Source organism: Actinomadura luteofluorescens, from assembly GCF_013409365.1.
Classification (GTDB): domain Bacteria; phylum Actinomycetota; class Actinomycetes; order Streptosporangiales; family Streptosporangiaceae; genus Spirillospora; species Spirillospora luteofluorescens.
The window spans coordinates 1628341-1643948 of the sequence record NZ_JACCBA010000001.1 but is presented as its reverse complement, the minus strand read 5'-3'; the positions used below and the strand labels follow the sequence as shown (position 1 = coordinate 1643948).

The window sequence follows — 15608 nt, the reverse complement described above, 5'->3', positions numbered from 1 at the left end:
GTGCGAATGCGCAACAGTGATGATCCCGCGGTGCCCGCCTGGGCGCTGCGCGTGGTGCTCGCCGGCGCGGTGCTGGTGCTGGTCGGCGCGGCGACCCCGCAGGGCGCCGTCGCGGTCGCGAACGTGCAGTACTTCCTCAGCTTCTACGCGGGGGTCTTCGCGCTGGTCGCCCTCACCACCGCGGTGATGAGCGGGCTGCTGGCCACCGAGCGCCTCATCCTGAAGATCCGGCACCGGGTGCTCGCCCAGGCGGTGCACCGCGCCTCCGCCGTCATCGCGACGGCGATGCTGGTCGCGCACGTCACGGTGAAGGTGATGAGCGGCCTCGCGCTGCCCGTCCAGATCGTCGTGCCGGACGGCGGCGCGATCGGCCTCGGCACCATCGCCTCCGACCTGATGCTCCTCATCGTGGTCACCGGGCTGATGCGGGCGCGGTTCGCGCTGCGCGGCAAGGCCTGGGTGTGGCGGTCGATGCACGCCGTCGCCTACGTGTCCTGGCCGCTCGCGATCGTGCACGGCCTGATCACCGGGCGGGCCGCGGCGCCGTGGGTCGTCCTCAGCTACGTGATGAGCGTCGTGTTCGTCGTGCTCGCCCTGGTCACCCGCATGGTCGTGGTGATCAAGCCGCGGGACGTCCACCTGGCGGGCGAGGACGTCGAGGCGTACTCGCTGCCGGACGGCGCGGGACGGCGCCGCGACCGGCGCGCCATGGCGGCGCGCGAGCACGAGGAGGGACGCGCCGCCGCGAGGGCGCGCGCCCGGGCGGGGGAGGACCGCTTCGACGACCCGCGCGACACCGACGACCCGCGCGACTTCGGCGGCCGCCGGGACTTCGGCGTCCGGCGGGACCTCGACGACTCCCGCAGGACCGTCGCGGACCCGCGCGGCATGCCCGTCACCGGCCAGGGCCGTGACACCGAGGTGATCCGATGACCTCGACCGTCACCGTCTCCAATATCGGCGGGCCGCGGCTGACGCTCGGGTTCGACCGGTTCGACCGGCTGGACCTCGACCGACATCTGGCGGTGCACGGCAGGCTCCGCGCGCCGGCGCTGGACGACCTGGTGCGCATGGCCGAACAGGTCGACCTGAGGGGGCGGGGCGGGGCGGGGTTCCCGTTCGCCCGCAAGCTGATGGCGGTCGCCGCGCGGGTCAACCACCCGACCGCCGACCGGACCGCGCTGCTGCCCGGCGAGAAGGGCGACGAGCGCGGGTCCAGCGAGGATGTCGTCGTGGTGGTCAACGGCGCCGAGGGCGAGCCCGGCAGCGCCAAGGACAAGGTGCTGCTCGGCAGGGCCCCGCACCTGGTGCTCGACGGCGCGCAGATCGCGGCGAGCGCGCTCGGCACCCAGCGGATCGTGCTGGCCGTCGAGAGCGACGAGGCCGCCCGGTCGGTCCGCGCCGCGATCAGCGAGCGGCGGATGCCCGCCCGGGTCGTGCGGCTGACGGAGCGGTTCATCTCGGGGGAGAGCGGCGCGGTGATCCGCGCGATCAACGGGGAGACGCCGATCCCGCCGGGAGTCAAGGTCCGCGCGTCCGACTCGGGGGTGGACGGCTTCCCGACGCTGCTGTCCAACACCGAGACGTTCGCGCAGCTGGCGGTGCTGGTCTCCCTTGGCCCCGACCTGTACGCCTCGGCCGGGACCGACGACGAGCCGGGCACCACGCTGCTGACGATCGGCGGGACGCAGGTCGTGGAGGCGCCGCTCGGCACGCCGCTGCGGGCCGTCCTTGACCACTGCGAGGTGCCGCCGTCGCCGGGCGTGCTCGTCGGCGGGTACCACGGGATGTGGCTCGACCCGGCCGCGGTGTCGCGGGCGGTGCTGTCGCGCGCCGGGATGCGGCGCGTGGGCGGGACGGTGGGCGCCGGGATCATCCTGCCGCTCACCCAGGGCACCTGCCCGCTCGGCGAGGTCACGCGGATCGCGTCGTACCTCGCCGCGCAGTCCGCCGGGCAATGCGGGCCGTGCCGGCTCGGGCTGCCCGACGTCGTCCGGTCGCTGATGGCGCTCACCGAGGGGGCCGGGACGGCGGAGGACGTGCGCCGCGCGGCCGGCGTCGGCCGGGGCCGCGGCGCCTGCACCCACCCCGACGGGACGGCGAGGTTCGTCCTGTCGGCGATGGAGGCCTTCACCGCCGACATCGAGGAGCACCGGTGGGGCGGCGGGTGCGGCCAGTCGACCTACGGGGTCCTGCCGCTGCCGGTGCCGGACGGCTCGGAGGGGCGGGTCGCGATCGACTGGAGCCGGTGCGACGGGCACGGCCTGTGCGCCTATCTCGTGCCCGAGCTGATCCAGCTCGACCGGTACGGCTTTCCCGTCGTGCTCGGCACCGACATTCCCTCATGGATGGAGAAGGACGTCCAGAAGGCGGTCGCGATGTGCCCTGCATTGGCGCTGCGAGTCGTCGGCGGAGTTCCCGGAGCGCCGTCGCGGCGCTGAATTCCCGCGCGAAGAAATGACAACAGGTGGACATCGTTGAACCCGGACGGTGGGCCGGTGCGTATCTCCGGACGAACCCGCGCCGGGTCCGTCGAGAGATCCTTGAAAGGAGGGACGAGAGCCCTTGAGGAAATCCTACGGAATCGCCGGAAAGCGCACGCTCCCGCGCCTCGGCAAAGGACGCCTGCTGCTGGTACTGGCGGCCGTGGCCGCCGTCGTGGCGGCCTTCGCGGTCGTCATGAGCCCGGTCGGCACGCCCGCGAGCGGCGCGGCGAACCTCGGTGGCACCGTCAACACCCGCTGGGGGCGGCTCAGCACTCTGGACAGGCAGCTCCTGGTCAAGGTCCGGCAGGCCGGCCTCTGGGAGATGCCCGCCGGGCAGCAGGCCGCGCAGCGCGCGTCCAGCCCCCGGGTGAAGGAGGTCGGCGAGATCATCATGCGCCAGCACATGCAGCTGGACGCCGACACCCGCGCCGAGGCGCAGAAGCTGGGCGTACTCCTTCCCAACGAGCCCAACGGCAGCCAGAAGAGCTGGCTGAGGGAGATGTCGGGAAAATACGGCGCCGACTATGACAAGACGTTCGTGCTGCGGTTGCGTGCCGCCCACGGGCAGGTCTTCACCGTCATCGCCAAGGTGCGCGCGGCGACCGAGAACACCGAGATCCGCGCGTTCGCCGAACGGTGCCTGAAATTCGTCAACACGCACATGTCGCTGCTGGAGAGCACGGGCCTGGTTCCCAGGCGCGCCCTGCACTGACGTACACCCCGCAAAGGGAGCAGTTTTTCGATGGGACGAAAGAAGAAAGCCTTCGCCGTGTTGATCCCGGCGTTCACCCTCGTCGCGACGGCCTGCCAGGGGACCCCCGGCGCGGCGGCGCAGCCGTACATTCCCGTGACCACCGCGGCGGCGGGCCCGGCCGCCTATCCGGCGCTGCCCGCGGACGGCTCCGGCGTTCCGAAGCTCCAGGGCTCCGGCCGGACGACGCCGCCGGCCGACCCGCAGGGCGGTCAGCAGCCCGGAGGCGGCCAGATGGGCGACGGCGGTCAAATGGGCGACGGCGGTCAAATGGGCGATGGTGGCCAGATGGGCGACGGCGGTCAAATGGGCGACGGTGGCCAGATGGGTGACGGCGGTCAGATGGGCGATGGCGGCCCGATCGACGGCGGCCAGACCACCCCGCCGGCCGACCCGCAGGGCGGCCAGACGACACCCCCGGCCGACCCGCAGGGCGGTCAGCAGCCCGGAGGCGGGCAGGGCAACGGCCAGAACGGCGGCCAGAACGGCGGGCAGAACGGCGGGCAGGCTCCGGCGAATCCGAGCCTGCGCGCCGACCAGTTCGTCGACATCCGCAAGGCGCCACGTGTGCGGCAGCCGCGCCGCAGCCGCCAGGCCTCGACCGGCGTGTTCGCCTCCAGTTGCGGTGTGAACAAGGGCCAGGCCCACAGCAACCCCGACAACGTGCTCGCGGCCCCCGGCGTCGTGAACGGCGCGCACCACATCCACGACTACGTGGGCAACCTCGACACGAACGCGTTCTCCACCGACGAGACCTTTGCCGCCGCCGGGACGACCTGCACCAACGGCGACAAGTCGGCCTACTTCTGGCCGGTGATCCGGCTCCGCAACGGCCAGGACGACTCCGATCGCGCGCAGCAGAGCCAGGCGGACGGCAACACCGGCAGCATCGTCACGCCGTCGAGCGTGAAGCTCCAGTTCCTCGGCAACCCGCGCAGCAAGGTGACCGCGATGCCGCGGTTCATCCGGGTCGCCACCGGTGACGCCAAGGCGGTGACGAACGGCCTGAAGAACGCGCACGCCAGCTGGACGTGCACCGGATTCGAGAACCGGGCGTTCACCGACAAGTACCCGCTGTGCCCGCGGGGCAGCAAGGTGCTGCGCGTGCTGAACTTCCCGAGTTGCTGGGACGGCCAGAACACCGACAGCGCCAACCACCGCGACCACATCCGGTTCCCGGACCAGGCGACGGGGCAGTGCCCGCAGGGCACGAAGGCGGTGCCGCAGCTGCGGATGACGCTGGCCTACAACCTGCCCGCCAAGCCGCTGGCGTTCGCGCTGGACAGCTTCCCCGAGTCGGGCCACGACCCGGTGACCGACCACGGCGACCTCATCAACGTGATGGACGACCAGCTCATGGCGAAGGCCGTCAACGCGATCAACGGCAGGGCCGGGACGCGGATCAAGCGCCGCCGCTGAACGGCTCCGACCCGCCGGGACCCGGCCGCGCGTCCGCGCGTCCGGGTCCGCGGCGTCCTACGATCGCGGCATGAACATCGTGATCGCGGGCGGGCACGGGCAGATCGCACTGCGGCTGTCCCGGCTGCTGTCCGCACGGGGGGACACCGTGCTGAGCATCATCCGCAACCCCGGCCACGCCGGCGACGTCCGGGACACCGGCGCCGGGCCGGTCGTGTGCGACCTGGAGTCGGCGACCCTCGACGAGCTCGCCGACCATCTGACCGGCGCGGACGCCGTCGTGTTCGCCGCGGGCGCGGGGCCGGGCAGCGGAGTGTCGCGCAAGGACACCGTCGACCGCGGCGCCGCGGTGCTCGCGGCCGACGCCGCCGAACGCGCGGGGGTCCGCGGCTTCGTGCAGATCTCCGCGATGGGCGCGGGCGAGCCGCCCGCGCCCGGGCGCGGCGAGGTCTGGGAGGCCTACATCAGGGCCAAGGGCGAGGCCGAGGACGACCTGAGGCGCCGCGACGCCCTGGACTGGCTGATCCTGCGGCCGGGCCGCCTCACCGACGACCCGCCCACCGGCCTGGTGGCGCTGGCCGAGCCGCCGATCGGGCACGGCGCGGTCACCCGCGACGACGTCGCGGCGGTCGTCGCGGCGCTGCTGGACGCCGGCGACGTCCGCCGCCTCACGCTGGACCTGCTCAACGGCTCGACCCCGATCGGGGACGCCGTCGCCGCGCTGGCTCAGCCGGTGTAGAGGGCGTCGATCTCGTCGGCGAAGTCCTTCATCACCACGTTGCGCTTCACCTTCAGGCTCGGCGTCATGTGGCCGGCCTCCTCGGTGAAGTCGACGCCGAGGACGACGTGCTTCTTGATCGCCTCAGCGTGGCTGACCGACTTGTTGGCGTCGGCGACCGCGGCCTCGATCTCGGCGACGAGGTCGGGGTCGCGGCGCAGCTCGTCCACCGTCATCTCCGCCGGCTTGCCGTGCCGGGCCTTCCACGGGCCGAGCGCCTCCTCGTCCAGGGTGACGAGCGCGCTGATGAACTTGCGGCCGTCGCCGACGACGAGGCACTGGCTGATCAGCGGGTGGGCGCGGAGCCGGTCCTCCAGCGGGGCGGGCGCCACGTTCTTGCCCGCCGCGGTGACGAGGATCTCCTTCTTCCGGCCGGTGATCCGCAGGAAGCCCTCCTCGTCGAGGGAGCCGAGGTCGCCGGTGTGGAACCAGCCGTCCTCCAGGGCCTCCTTGGTGGCGGCCTCGTTGTTCCAGTAGCCGCGCATGACGTCGACGCCGCGCACGAGGACCTCGCCGTCCTCGGCGATGCGCACGTCGACGCCGGGGATCGGCCTGCCCACCGTGCCGATCTTGATGGCGGAGGGCCGGTTGACGGCGGCGGGCGCGGTCGTCTCGGTGAGCCCGTAGCCCTCCAGGATCGTGATCCCGACGCCGCGGAAGAAGTGCCCGAGCCGCTCGCCGAGCGCGGCGCCGCCGGACACCGCGTACTGCACCCTGCCGCCGACCGCGGCGCGCAGCTTGCGGTACACGAGCACGTCGAAGACGCGGTGCCGGGCCTTCAGCCCGAGGCCGGGGCCGCCGTCGTCCAGCGCCCGGCTGTAGGCGACCGCGGTCTCCGCCGCCGTCTTGAAGATCTTGCCCTTGCCGTCGGCCGCGGCCTTCTGCTCGGCGCCGTTGTAGACCTTCTCGAACACGCGCGGGACGGCCAGCAGGAACGTCGGCCGGAACGAGGCCAGGTCCGGCAGCAGGTTCGGGACGTCGCTGTGCCCGAGCACGATGCCGCCCTCGATGGTGGCGACCTCGATCAGCCGGGCGAACACGTGCGCCAGCGGCAGGAACAGCAGCGTGGAGCTGCCCTCGACGGCGATCTCGGCGATCGCCCCCTGCACGGCGTTGCGGGCGGTCGACACCAGGTTCCCATGGGTGATCTCGCAGCCCTTGGGGCGCCCGGTGGTGCCGGAGGTGTAGACGAGCGTGGCGATGTCCGCGGCGCGGCGGGACCGGCGGCGCTCCTCGACGACGTCGTCGCCGACGTCCGCGCCGAGCCGGGTGACCTCCGCGACGCCGCCCGCGTCGATGCCCCACACGTGCGCCAGCCCGGGGAGCCGGTCGCGGATCTCCTCGACGGTCGCCACGTGCGCGGCGGTCTCGGCGAACACCGCCCTGGCCCCGGAGTCGCCGACGATCCACTCGATCTGCTCGGCGGAGGACGTCTCGTAGATCGGGACGGAGACCGCGCCCGCCGCCCAGATCGCGTAGTCCAGGACCGTCCACTCGTAGCGGGTCCGCGACAGCAGGCACACCCGGTCGCCGGGCTCGACGCCGGCGGCGGCCAGGCCCTTGGCGACCCCCGCCGTCTCGGCGGCGAACTCCGCCGCGGTGACGGCGCTCCACGCGTCGCCGTTCTTGCGGCGCAGCACGATCCGGCCGGGCTCTTCGGCGGCCCGGGCGAAGGGCGCGTCGGTCAGAGTGGCGGAGTCGGGGACCTCCACCATCGCGGGGACGCTGAACTCGCGCACGGCCCACTCCTGTCGTCGGTCTTCGAGGACGGCGGGAGGGTCCGCGGCGCGCTCGGGCCGTCCGGCCCGCGGCGCGCGAACTCCTCCGTTGCCGCATGATACCCACGAGTAGGAATCGTGCCGCGAACCCCGGCGGTTAACGGCACGGCAAAGACCGCCCGCCGGCTCCCGGCGCCCGCCGCCGGGTCGCCTACCCTGGAGCCGGTCGCACAACGCAAACGGGTTCCGGGGGTCGCCATGTCGCTGCTCGAAGTGATCGCGCTGTCCGCCGCCGACGCCCGCGCGGCGCAGGAGGGCGGCGCCGACCGCATCGAGGTCGTCGCCGACATGGCAGCGGACGGGCTCACCCCCGACCCCGACCTGGTCGCGGCCATCCGGGAGGCCACGTCCCTGCCGATGCGGGTGATGCTGCGCGCCAACGCGGGGTTCCGCACCACCGGCGCCGAGCTGGACCGGCTGCGGCGCGCCGCAGCGGGCCTCGCCGCCGCGGGCGCGGACGGGTTCGTGCTCGGCTTCCTCGACTCCTCCGGGCATGTCGACGCGGGCGCCACCGGCAAGCTCGCCGCCGACACCGACCCGCTGCCCTGGACCTTCCACCGGGCGCTGGACCACGCCGCCGACCCGGCCCAGGCGTGGAACGCCGTACGCGCGTTCGGCGGACGCCTGGACACCGTGCTGACGGCGGGTTCGGCCCGCGGCGTGGACGCGGGGGTCGACGTGCTCGTCCGGCGCGCGGTCGGGGACCCCGCCGCCGCCGAGATGATCATGGCCGGGGGCGGGCTGCGCCGCAAGCACGTCGCCGTCCTCGCCGCCGCGGGCGTCACCGCGTTCCACGTGGGCACGGCCGTGCGCCCGGACGGCGACTGGGACGCGCCGGTCGACCCCGCCCTGGTGCGCGAGTGGCGCACCCTCGTGGCGGCCGCCGCCGGCTGACGGCCTTCCGGCGGACGCCCGTTCACTCCGGTGGTCGGCGCCATTACATTCGGTTCATGAGGATCCATGTGGTGAGCGACGTCCACGGCCGCGCGGACGCGCTGGCGGGCGCGGCGGACGGGGCGGACGCGCTCATCTGCCTGGGCGACCTGATCCTGTTCATCGACTACCACGACCACGGGCAGGGGATCTTCGCCGACCTGTTCGGCCAGGACAACGCCGACCGCTTCATCGGGCTGCGGACCGAGAAGCGCTTCGACGAGGCCCGCGAGTTCTCCCGGGGGCTGTGGGCCTCGCTCGACGGGGACGCCCGGCCGCACATCGAGCGGGCCGTGAACCGCCAGTACGCCGAGCTGTTCGCGGCCATGCCCGCCCCGGCGTACCTGACCTACGGCAACGTCGACGTCCCCCGGCTGTGGGACGCGCACCTGCGCGACGGCCACCACGTCCTGGACGGCGAGACCACCGAGATCGGCGGCCTGCGGTTCGGGTTCGTCGGGGGCGGCCTGCGCACCGAGTACCGCACCCCTTACGAGCTGGACGAGGAGGCCTTCGCGGCCAAGGTCGAGGCGGTCGGCGAGGTGGACGTGCTGTGCAGCCACATCCCGCCCGCCGTCCCCGACCTGCTGTACGACACCGTGGCGCGCAGGTTCGAGCGCGGCAGCGAGGCGATCCTGGAGGCGATCCACCGCACGCAGCCGAGGTACGTGCTGTTCGGGCACGTCCACCAGCCGCTCGCGAGCCGCATCCGCATCGGCCGCACCGAATGCGTGAACGTCGGGCACTTCCGTGCGCGCGGTGTGCCTTACGTCCTGACGGTGTGAACCATACTTCTCTAGGGACAGCGAGCCCGCAGGGGTTCGGGGCGAGCCGGAGGGAGACGCAGATGGCGGACCGCACGAGTTCCTCCGTCACGGTCAAGGCCGGAAAGGCCGAGATCATGGCGGTGATCGCCGATCTCGAGGCGTACCCGGAGTGGGCGAGCGGCATCCGCGAGTTCACCGTGCAGGACAGGGGCGAGGACGGCCGGGCCGCCCGCGCCCGGCTCACGTTCGACGGCGGCCCGTTCAGCGACACCGTCGGGCTCGCCTACACCTGGGAGGGCGACGACCGGGTGACGTGGGAGCTGGTGGAGCCGGGCACGGTCGTCACCGGGCTGCACGGCACCTACGACCTGGCGGAGGAGGGCGGCGTCACCGAGGTGACCTACGAGCTGGCGGTGGACGTCCGCATCCCCATGATCGGCATGGTGAAGCGCAAGGGCGAGAAGCGGATCATCGACTCAGCCCTCAAGGGCCTCAAGCGCCACGTGGAGGGCTGAGCCCGCCGCGGGGTGGTGGCCTGAACACGGCGCGGAGGCGATACCGTTCACGCCGACGACGGATGGAAGATGGAGACATGAGCGACCAGTCGGGCGACGTCCTGGACGAGGCGGCGAAGCTCGTCGACGCGTTGATCAGACGGGTGGGCGGCGGCGGCCGGGACGGGCGCGCGGGCCGGGGCGGCGAGCCGGACGAGCCGGGCGGGAACGTGTGGGACCGTGCCATCGCCGACGAGACGTCCGGCGGGCCCGGCGCGGACGCCCGCGGGCCGCACATCGCCACCGGCGCCCCCGAGTGCCGCGACTGCCCGGTCTGCCGGGCCATCGCGATCAAGCGGGAGTCGGGCGGCGACGTGGGGCGGCACCTGCGCGAGGCCGGGCGGTCGCTGGTCGCCGCCGCCCTGGACGTCGCGGCCGCGTTCGACCGGACCCGGCCGTCCGACCGGGCGCGGGAGGCGCACCGGACGGGCGGGCCCGGCCGGACCGGGCCGCCGGAGGCGTCGGAGGGCGCGCGGGCGGGTACGTCCGATCGGTCGGAACGTCCCGATCCGGGCGACCCGTGGTCGGCCGCCACCGGCGGCCCCATCGACATCGGGTAGAGCGGGAGTGGCTCCAGCCAGGGGCGACGCGAGGAGGAGGAAGGGTTACATGGCCCTGACCATCGGCGTGGATGTGGGCGGCACGAAGGTGGCCGCGGGGGTCGTCGACGACCGGGGAACGATCCTGGAGAAGGTCCGCCGGCCGACTCCCTCGACCAACCCCAAAGAGACCGCCGAGACCATCGCCGAGGTCGTCGACCTGCTCAAGGGCAAGTACGAGGAGGTCGCGGCGGTCGGGCTCGGCACCGCGGGCTTCGTCGACGAGACCCGCTCCACCGTGCTGTTCGCGCCGAACCTCGCCTGGCGGGACGAGCCGATCAAGGAGAAGGTGGAGAGCCTCGTCGGGCTGCCGGTCGTCGTGGAGAACGACGGCAACGCCACCGCGTGGGGCGAGGCCCGGTTCGGCGCCGGGCGCGGTGAGAACTTCCTCGTCCTGGTGGCCCTCGGCACCGGCATCGGCGGCGGCATCATCATCAACGGCGAGCTGTACCGGGGCCGGTTCGGCATCGGCGCCGAGATGGGGCACTTCCGGGTCGTCCCGGACGGGCGCCGCTGCGGCTGCGGCAACCGCGGCTGCTGGGAGCAGTACGCCAGCGGCAACGCCCTCGTGCACGAGGCACGCGACCTGGCCCGGGTGGCGCCCGCGATGGCCGGGCGCCTGCTGGAGCTCGGCGGCGGCCGGCCCGAGGGCATCAGCGGCCCCGAGGTGTCGCAGGCGGCCAGGGAGGGCGACAAGGCGGCGCTGGAGTGCTTCCGGACGATCGCGCACTGGGCGGGCCAGGGCCTGGCCGACCTCAGCGCGATCCTCGACCCGGGCGCGTTCATCATCGGCGGCGGCCTGTCGGACGCCGGAGACCTGCTGCTCGATCCGATCCGCTCCGCGTTCGAGGACGCCCTGACCGGTCGCGGCCACCGCCCGCTGCCCGACATCCGGATCGCCGAGCTGGGCTCGGCGGCGGGCATCGTCGGCGCCGCCGACCTGGCCCGCGTCCGCCCGTTCCAGGACGTGATCGTCTAGGCGTGACCGCCGTCCGGTTGCTCTCGTACAACATCCGGTCGCTGCGCGACGACCCGGCCGCCGTGGCCCGCGTCGTCCGCGCGAACGCCCCGGACGTGGTGTGCGTGCAGGAGGTCCCGCGCTTCTGGGGCTGGCGGCTCCGGCGCCGCCGCCTGGCGCGGGACTGCGGCCTGCGGATCGCGGCGGGGCGGCGGGCCTGCGGGCTCGCAGTCCTCGCCGCGCCGCACGTGCGCCGCGTGGCCCGCGAGTTCCACCTGCTCACCCCGGACCCGGGCCTGCACCGCCGCGCCCTCGCGATCGCCGTCCTGGAGGTCGGCGGCGCCCGCCTGATCGCCGCGAGCACCCACCTGGACCTGGCGGACGGCCCGCGGCTGCGGCACGTCCACGAGATCCTCGCCCACCTCGACCGCGCCCGCGCCCGCCACGGCGCCCCGGTCGTGCTCGCGGGCGACGTCAACGAGGAGCCGGGCGGACCGTCCTGGTCACTGCTGGCCGGCCGCTTCCAGGACGGCTACGCGGCCGCTCCGGCAGGCGGGGAGCTCACCTTCACCGCGCGCGCCCCGAAGCGCCGCATCGACGGCGTCTTCGCCGACCCGGCCGTGCGGGTCGCCGCGTGCGGGGTACCGCCCGACGACGCCGGGGACCACCCCCTGGCCACCGACCACCGGCCCCTGCTGGCCGAGCTGGAGACGCCCTAGACGACGGCCCCGTCGTCGGGGTCGCGGGGCTCGTCGCCCATGCGCAGGACGAGGGTGACGAAGCCGCCGATGAAGGCCGCGACGGCGAGGAAGGCGGCCCAGCCGGGGACCTCCCAGTCGAGGATGACGGTGACCAGCAGGTAGACGGGGCCGCCGATCAGCGCGATCCAGGCGCCCTTGGTGAGCGGGTCGGCGCTCGGCAGCGGCGGGGGAGGGGGCGGGACGTAGTGCCCCTCGTCGTCATCGTCGTCGCCGGCGGGGAACGCGGGCTCCTCGACCGGCCTGATCACGCGGGCGCGGGGCAGCCGCCCGGTGCGGTCCTCACCCTCGCCCGGGGGGTCGGCGGGCTCGCGGATGTTCTCCTCGTCGGGCCACGGGACCTCGTCGCCCTCGGGGACGGCGTCGTACCCGGCGACGATCTCGGCCCAGATGGCGTCCTCGTCGCGCTCGGCGGCGCCGCCCGCCTGGCCCGCGCCAGGGTCGGCCAGGCCGGTCTCGGTGCGCTCGGCGGGGTCGGGCCGGCCGGCGCCGAGCAGGTCGGCGTCGTTGAGCTCGGCGCCCTCGTGCTCGCCGTCGGAGCCGCGTGCGGAGGCCTCGCGCAGGCGCGCGAGGTGCACGCGCAGGATGCCCTCGGCGGCCGGCTTCATCTCCACGTCCACGTACAGCCGGTCGAGGACGTCGCCGGCGACCGGCTCCGCGGGCGCCTCGGCGATCTCCGGCAGCCCGGACGGGGACGCCGCGTAGGCCGCGACGCCCGCCTCGCCGAGGGCCGACAGCATCGCGTCCGCGAGATGCGGCGCGAGGTCGACCAGTGGGGCGTAGGTCTCCGCTGACAGTCCATTGCCACGGCGATTCACGGGGCCGGCTCCTTCGACGACTCCGGCGTGACCGACAGCACCGGCATGGCGGCCTCCGCTCCCCCCATTGACATGTGGTGCCCGGTCGCCTCCGCGCGGAGGACTCTCCCGGACACCCCGAAACGTGTGTCCCACGGTATTCGCTGCGCCGCCCGGGACAAGCCCCCCGGCGCACCCGATTGAGATTTACCGCTCCGAGCCTACGGTTATTCCCGGTCCGCCGCCGGGCGGTCGCGTTCCGGTGCGCGGTACCGGCCGGTAGATCGGTGGGACGGAGAGTGGGAGGATGTCCCATCGTCTCCCGTCGGCCAGGACCGGGGCACGCCCGCGCGGGGGCGTCCGGTCCGAGGGAAAGGTGCCCGCATACGATGCTCTGGTTCTGGATCCTGCTGAGGATCGTCCTCACCCCGGTCATGTACCTGCTGTGGTGGCCGCGGAACCGGGGGGTGCGCAACGTCCCGAAGCGCGGGCCGGCGCTGATGGTGAGCAACCACCTGTCGTTCGCCGACCACTTCTTCGGCCCGCTGCCCCTGATGCGCCCGATCTTCTTCATCGGCAAGGAGGAGTACTTCACCGGCCGGGGGATCAAGGGGCTGGTCAGCAAGGGCTTCTTCACCGGCGTCGGGGTGGTGCCGGTCGACCGGACCGGCGGCTCGGCGGCCGAGGCGGCGCTGCGGACGGGGCTGCGCATCCTCGGCGAGGGCAAGCTGCTCGGCATCTACCCCGAGGGCACCCGGGCGCCCGACAACCGGCTGTACCGCGGCAAGACGGGGGTCGCGCGGCTGGCGCTGAAGTCGCGGGTGCCGGTGATCCCGATGGCGATGGTCAACACGTTCGAGCTGATGCCGCCCGGCAGGCCGTACCCGCGGCTCGGGATCCGGCCGGGCGTGCGGTTCGGCGAGCCCCTGGACTTCTCCCGCCACTACGGGCGCGAGGACGACCACGAGGTGCTCCGCGAGATCACCGACGAGATCATGATGGCGATCCAGAGGCTGTCCGGGCAGGAGTACGTCGACCGGTACTCCGCCGAGGTGAAGGCCGAGATGGCCGGCAAGGAGGTGCGTCCGGTCGAGGACGACGGAGGGCTGAGTGACCGCGGCTGAGCCGCGCGGGACGGGCCTGGAGACCGCGCTGTGGCGCGCCGTGGCCGTCTACCGCGGGCTCGCCCTGTGCTACGCGGCGGTCGTGATCGCCATGAACTCCGGCGGCTACGCCCACCCGCTCGGCGGATGGGCCGTCCTCGCCGTCATGGCCGCGTGGACGGGCTACGCGTCGTTCGCCTTCAGGCCCGCCGCGTTCGCCCCGGGCGGCCCGGGCCCGCGGGGCAGGGCGCTGCTGGGCGCCGACCTCGCCGTCGCGGCGGGGTGCGTGCTGGCGACGGCGTGGGTGGAGACGTCCCCGAACATCTCGGCCGGCCGCCCGACGCTGCCGGTGTCGTGGGTGGCGGCCGCGGTGCTGGCGTGGGCGGTCGCCGGGGGCCGGCGGGCCGGCATCGCCGCCGCGGCCGTCCTGGCCGCCGCGAACCTCATGGTGCACGCGGTCGCCGGGACGAGCGGCGGCATCGGCGGGACGACGTTCAACGGCATCGTGCTGCTGTTCCTCGCGGGCCTCGTCGTCGGGCACGTCGTGCGGCTGGCGCGGGAGGCGGAGGCGCGGCTGGCGCGGGCCGTCGAGCTGGAGGCGGCGACCCGGGAGCGGGAGCGGCTGGCGCGCCGCATCCACGACTCGGTGCTGCAGGTCCTGGCGATGGTGCAGCGGCGCGGCGGCGAGCTCGGCGGCGAGGCGGCCGAGCTCGGCCGCCTCGCGGGCGAGCAGGAGGCGGCGCTGCGCGCCCTCATCGGCGCGGGCCCGGCGGCGCCGCCCGCGGACGTCTCCGGGGCCGGGACGGACCTGCGCCCGCTGCTCACCGGGCACGCCTCCACCTTCGTGACGGTCTCGACGCCCGCCACGGAGGTGCGGCTCCCGGCGCACGCAGCCGGGGAGGTCGGGGCGGCGGTGGCGGCGGCCCTCGACAATGTCCGGCGGCACTGCGGTGAGGAGGCCCGCGCGTGGGTCCTGCTGGAGGACGGCGAGGGCGAGGTCACCGTCAGCGTCCGCGACGACGGCCCGGGCATGCCCCCGGGGCGCCTGGACCGGGCGGCGGCGGACGGGCGGCTCGGCGTCGCCCAGTCCATCCGCGGCCGCATCGCCGACCTCGGCGGGACCGTGGCGATCGTCTCCGCGGAGGGCGAGGGGACCGAGGTCGAGATGACCGTGCCCCGGGCTAGGGTGTGACCGTGAGCGACGTTCCCTTCCGGCCCCTGCGGGTCATGGTCGTGGACGACCATCCGATGTGGCGCGAGGCGGTCGCCCGCGACCTGGCCGAGGCCGGCCACGACGTGGTCGCGACGGCGGGGGAGGGCCGCGCCGCGGTCCGCATCGCCGCCGCGGCGAGGCCGCAGGTCGCCGTGGTCGACCTCCAGCTGCCCGACCTCAGCGGGGTCGAGGTGACCCGGCGCCTCGCCGCCGCCGACCCGCCCGTCCGGGTGCTGGTGCTGTCGGCGAGCGGCGAGCAGCAGGACGTCCTGGAGGCGGTGAAGGCGGGCGCGACCGGCTACCTGCTCAAGTCCGCCGCCCGCGAGGAGTTCCTCGACGCCGTCCGGCGGACCGGCGAGGGCGACGCCGTCTTCACCCCCGGGCTCGCCGGGCTCGTCCTCGGCGAGTACCGCCGCCTCGCCGCCGCCCCCGCCCGCGAGGACGACGACGCGCCGCGGCTGACCGAGCGCGAGACCGAGGTGCTGCGCCTCGTCGCGAAGGGGCTGACGTACAAGCAGATCGCGCAGCGCCTCGTCCTGTCCCACCGGACGGTGCAGAACCACGTGCAGAACACGCTCGGCAAGCTCCAGCTGCACAACCGCGTCGAACTCGTCCGCTACGCCATCGAGAAGGGGCTCGACGAGGAGGAGTAGCGAACCGCCGCGGCGGCGCCTGCGTCTCATCCCGCAAAGGCGCATAGCGAGGGGAGCACGT

16 protein-coding genes are annotated in these 15608 nt (G+C 74.2%); 14 read left to right on the top strand and 2 right to left on the bottom strand.

Annotated features, from left to right (window positions below):
• Nucleotides 1-6 precede the first annotated feature (6 nt).
• From BJY14_RS07365 to BJY14_RS07345, 5 genes are all read left to right on the top strand, one after another.
• Complete coding sequence (locus tag BJY14_RS07365; RefSeq protein WP_179842920.1) at nt 7-933, top strand: ferric reductase-like transmembrane domain-containing protein; 927 nt, start codon at nt 7-9, stop codon at nt 931-933.
• Entirely contained in the window at nt 930-2441 is a 1512-nt protein-coding gene (locus BJY14_RS07360) for an NADH-quinone oxidoreductase subunit NuoF family protein (protein WP_179842919.1), read from the top strand. The genes BJY14_RS07365 and BJY14_RS07360 overlap by 4 nt, the downstream gene beginning before the upstream one ends.
• Before the next feature lie 124 nt (nt 2442-2565).
• Nucleotides 2566-3198, top strand: a complete 633-nt coding sequence (locus BJY14_RS07355; protein WP_246395835.1) for a DUF4142 domain-containing protein — start codon at nt 2566-2568, stop codon at nt 3196-3198.
• A gap of 30 nt (nt 3199-3228) precedes the next feature.
• Entirely contained in the window at nt 3229-4656 is a 1428-nt protein-coding gene (locus tag BJY14_RS07350) for a DUF1996 domain-containing protein (RefSeq protein WP_179842918.1), read from the top strand.
• Nucleotides 4657-4726: 70 nt separating this feature from the next.
• On the top strand, nt 4727-5395 hold the full coding sequence (locus BJY14_RS07345) for an NAD(P)H-binding protein (RefSeq protein ID WP_179842917.1): 669 nt from the start codon (nt 4727-4729) through the stop codon (nt 5393-5395).
• Here BJY14_RS07345 and BJY14_RS07340 read toward each other — a convergent pair.
• Complete coding sequence (locus tag BJY14_RS07340) at nt 5383-7173, bottom strand: AMP-dependent synthetase/ligase (RefSeq protein ID WP_179842916.1); 1791 nt, start codon at nt 7171-7173, stop codon at nt 5383-5385. The genes BJY14_RS07345 and BJY14_RS07340 overlap by 13 nt on opposite strands.
• 237 nt (nt 7174-7410) lie before the next feature.
• On the opposite strand from BJY14_RS07340, the gene BJY14_RS07335 reads away from it, so the two are divergent.
• The 6 genes from BJY14_RS07335 to BJY14_RS07310 all read left to right on the top strand — a co-directional run bounded on the left by BJY14_RS07335 (nt 7411) and on the right by BJY14_RS07310 (nt 11742).
• A complete protein-coding gene (locus BJY14_RS07335; RefSeq protein WP_179842915.1) occupies nt 7411-8106 on the top strand; it encodes a copper homeostasis protein CutC in 696 nt (231 codons plus the stop codon).
• A gap of 56 nt (nt 8107-8162) precedes the next feature.
• Nucleotides 8163-8930, top strand: coding sequence for a metallophosphoesterase family protein (locus tag BJY14_RS07330; protein ID WP_179842914.1), 768 nt, complete (start codon nt 8163-8165; stop codon nt 8928-8930).
• Between the two features lie 62 nt (nt 8931-8992).
• Entirely contained in the window at nt 8993-9427 is a 435-nt protein-coding gene (locus BJY14_RS07325; RefSeq protein WP_179842913.1) for an SRPBCC family protein, read from the top strand.
• A gap of 77 nt (nt 9428-9504) precedes the next feature.
• The gene (locus BJY14_RS07320; protein ID WP_179842912.1) at nt 9505-10026 is read left to right on the top strand and encodes a hypothetical protein; all 522 of its coding nucleotides are present in this window, start codon (nt 9505-9507) and stop codon (nt 10024-10026) included.
• Nucleotides 10027-10075: 49 nt separating this feature from the next.
• Nucleotides 10076-11044: an ROK family glucokinase gene (locus BJY14_RS07315; protein ID WP_179842911.1), complete on the top strand. Its 969-nt coding sequence runs from the start codon at nt 10076-10078 to the stop codon at nt 11042-11044.
• 2 nt (nt 11045-11046) lie between these two features.
• Nucleotides 11047-11742 carry an endonuclease/exonuclease/phosphatase family protein gene (locus BJY14_RS07310; RefSeq protein ID WP_179842910.1) on the top strand — a complete coding sequence of 232 codons (696 nt, stop codon included), beginning with the start codon at nt 11047-11049 and terminating at the stop codon, nt 11740-11742.
• Here the strand turns inward: BJY14_RS07310 and BJY14_RS07305 are convergent.
• On the bottom strand, nt 11739-12599 hold the full coding sequence (locus BJY14_RS07305) for a hypothetical protein (RefSeq protein WP_179842909.1): 861 nt from the start codon (nt 12597-12599) through the stop codon (nt 11739-11741). The genes BJY14_RS07310 and BJY14_RS07305 overlap by 4 nt on opposite strands.
• Nucleotides 12600-12967: 368 nt before the next feature.
• Between BJY14_RS07305 and BJY14_RS07300 the strand changes: the two genes are divergently transcribed.
• From BJY14_RS07300 to BJY14_RS07290, 3 genes are read left to right on the top strand one after another with little or no spacing between them, the layout of a single operon-like run.
• Nucleotides 12968-13702: a lysophospholipid acyltransferase family protein gene (locus BJY14_RS07300; protein WP_179842908.1), complete on the top strand. Its 735-nt coding sequence runs from the start codon at nt 12968-12970 to the stop codon at nt 13700-13702.
• Nucleotides 13689-14873 carry a MacS family sensor histidine kinase gene (gene macS, locus BJY14_RS07295; protein ID WP_312879046.1) on the top strand — a complete coding sequence of 395 codons (1185 nt, stop codon included), beginning with the start codon at nt 13689-13691 and terminating at the stop codon, nt 14871-14873. Before BJY14_RS07300 ends, macS begins: the two co-directional genes overlap by 14 nt.
• Nucleotides 14874-14908: 35 nt before the next feature.
• Complete coding sequence (locus BJY14_RS07290; RefSeq protein WP_179849228.1) at nt 14909-15547, top strand: response regulator; 639 nt, start codon at nt 14909-14911, stop codon at nt 15545-15547.
• Nucleotides 15548-15608: the final 61 nt, after the last annotated feature.

Bases quoted from the DNA above. Each gene is read 5' to 3' on its own strand.
- BJY14_RS07335 (WP_179842915.1), top strand. From the start codon at position 7,411: ATGTCGCTGCTCGAAGTGATCGCGCTGTCCGCCGCCGACGCCCGCGCG.
- BJY14_RS07350 (WP_179842918.1), top strand. From the start codon at position 3,229: ATGGGACGAAAGAAGAAAGCCTTCGCCGTGTTGATCCCGGCGTTCACC.
- BJY14_RS07330 (WP_179842914.1), top strand. From the start codon at position 8,163: ATGAGGATCCATGTGGTGAGCGACGTCCACGGCCGCGCGGACGCGCTG.
- BJY14_RS07315 (WP_179842911.1), top strand. From the start codon at position 10,076: ATGGCCCTGACCATCGGCGTGGATGTGGGCGGCACGAAGGTGGCCGCG.
- BJY14_RS07360 (WP_179842919.1), top strand. From the start codon at position 930: ATGACCTCGACCGTCACCGTCTCCAATATCGGCGGGCCGCGGCTGACG.
- BJY14_RS07300 (WP_179842908.1), top strand. From the start codon at position 12,968: ATGCTCTGGTTCTGGATCCTGCTGAGGATCGTCCTCACCCCGGTCATG.
- BJY14_RS07290 (WP_179849228.1), top strand. From the start codon at position 14,909: ATGGTCGTGGACGACCATCCGATGTGGCGCGAGGCGGTCGCCCGCGAC.
- BJY14_RS07365 (WP_179842920.1), top strand. From the start codon at position 7: ATGCGCAACAGTGATGATCCCGCGGTGCCCGCCTGGGCGCTGCGCGTG.
- BJY14_RS07325 (WP_179842913.1), top strand. From the start codon at position 8,993: ATGGCGGACCGCACGAGTTCCTCCGTCACGGTCAAGGCCGGAAAGGCC.
- BJY14_RS07320 (WP_179842912.1), top strand. From the start codon at position 9,505: ATGAGCGACCAGTCGGGCGACGTCCTGGACGAGGCGGCGAAGCTCGTC.
- BJY14_RS07345 (WP_179842917.1), top strand. From the start codon at position 4,727: ATGAACATCGTGATCGCGGGCGGGCACGGGCAGATCGCACTGCGGCTG.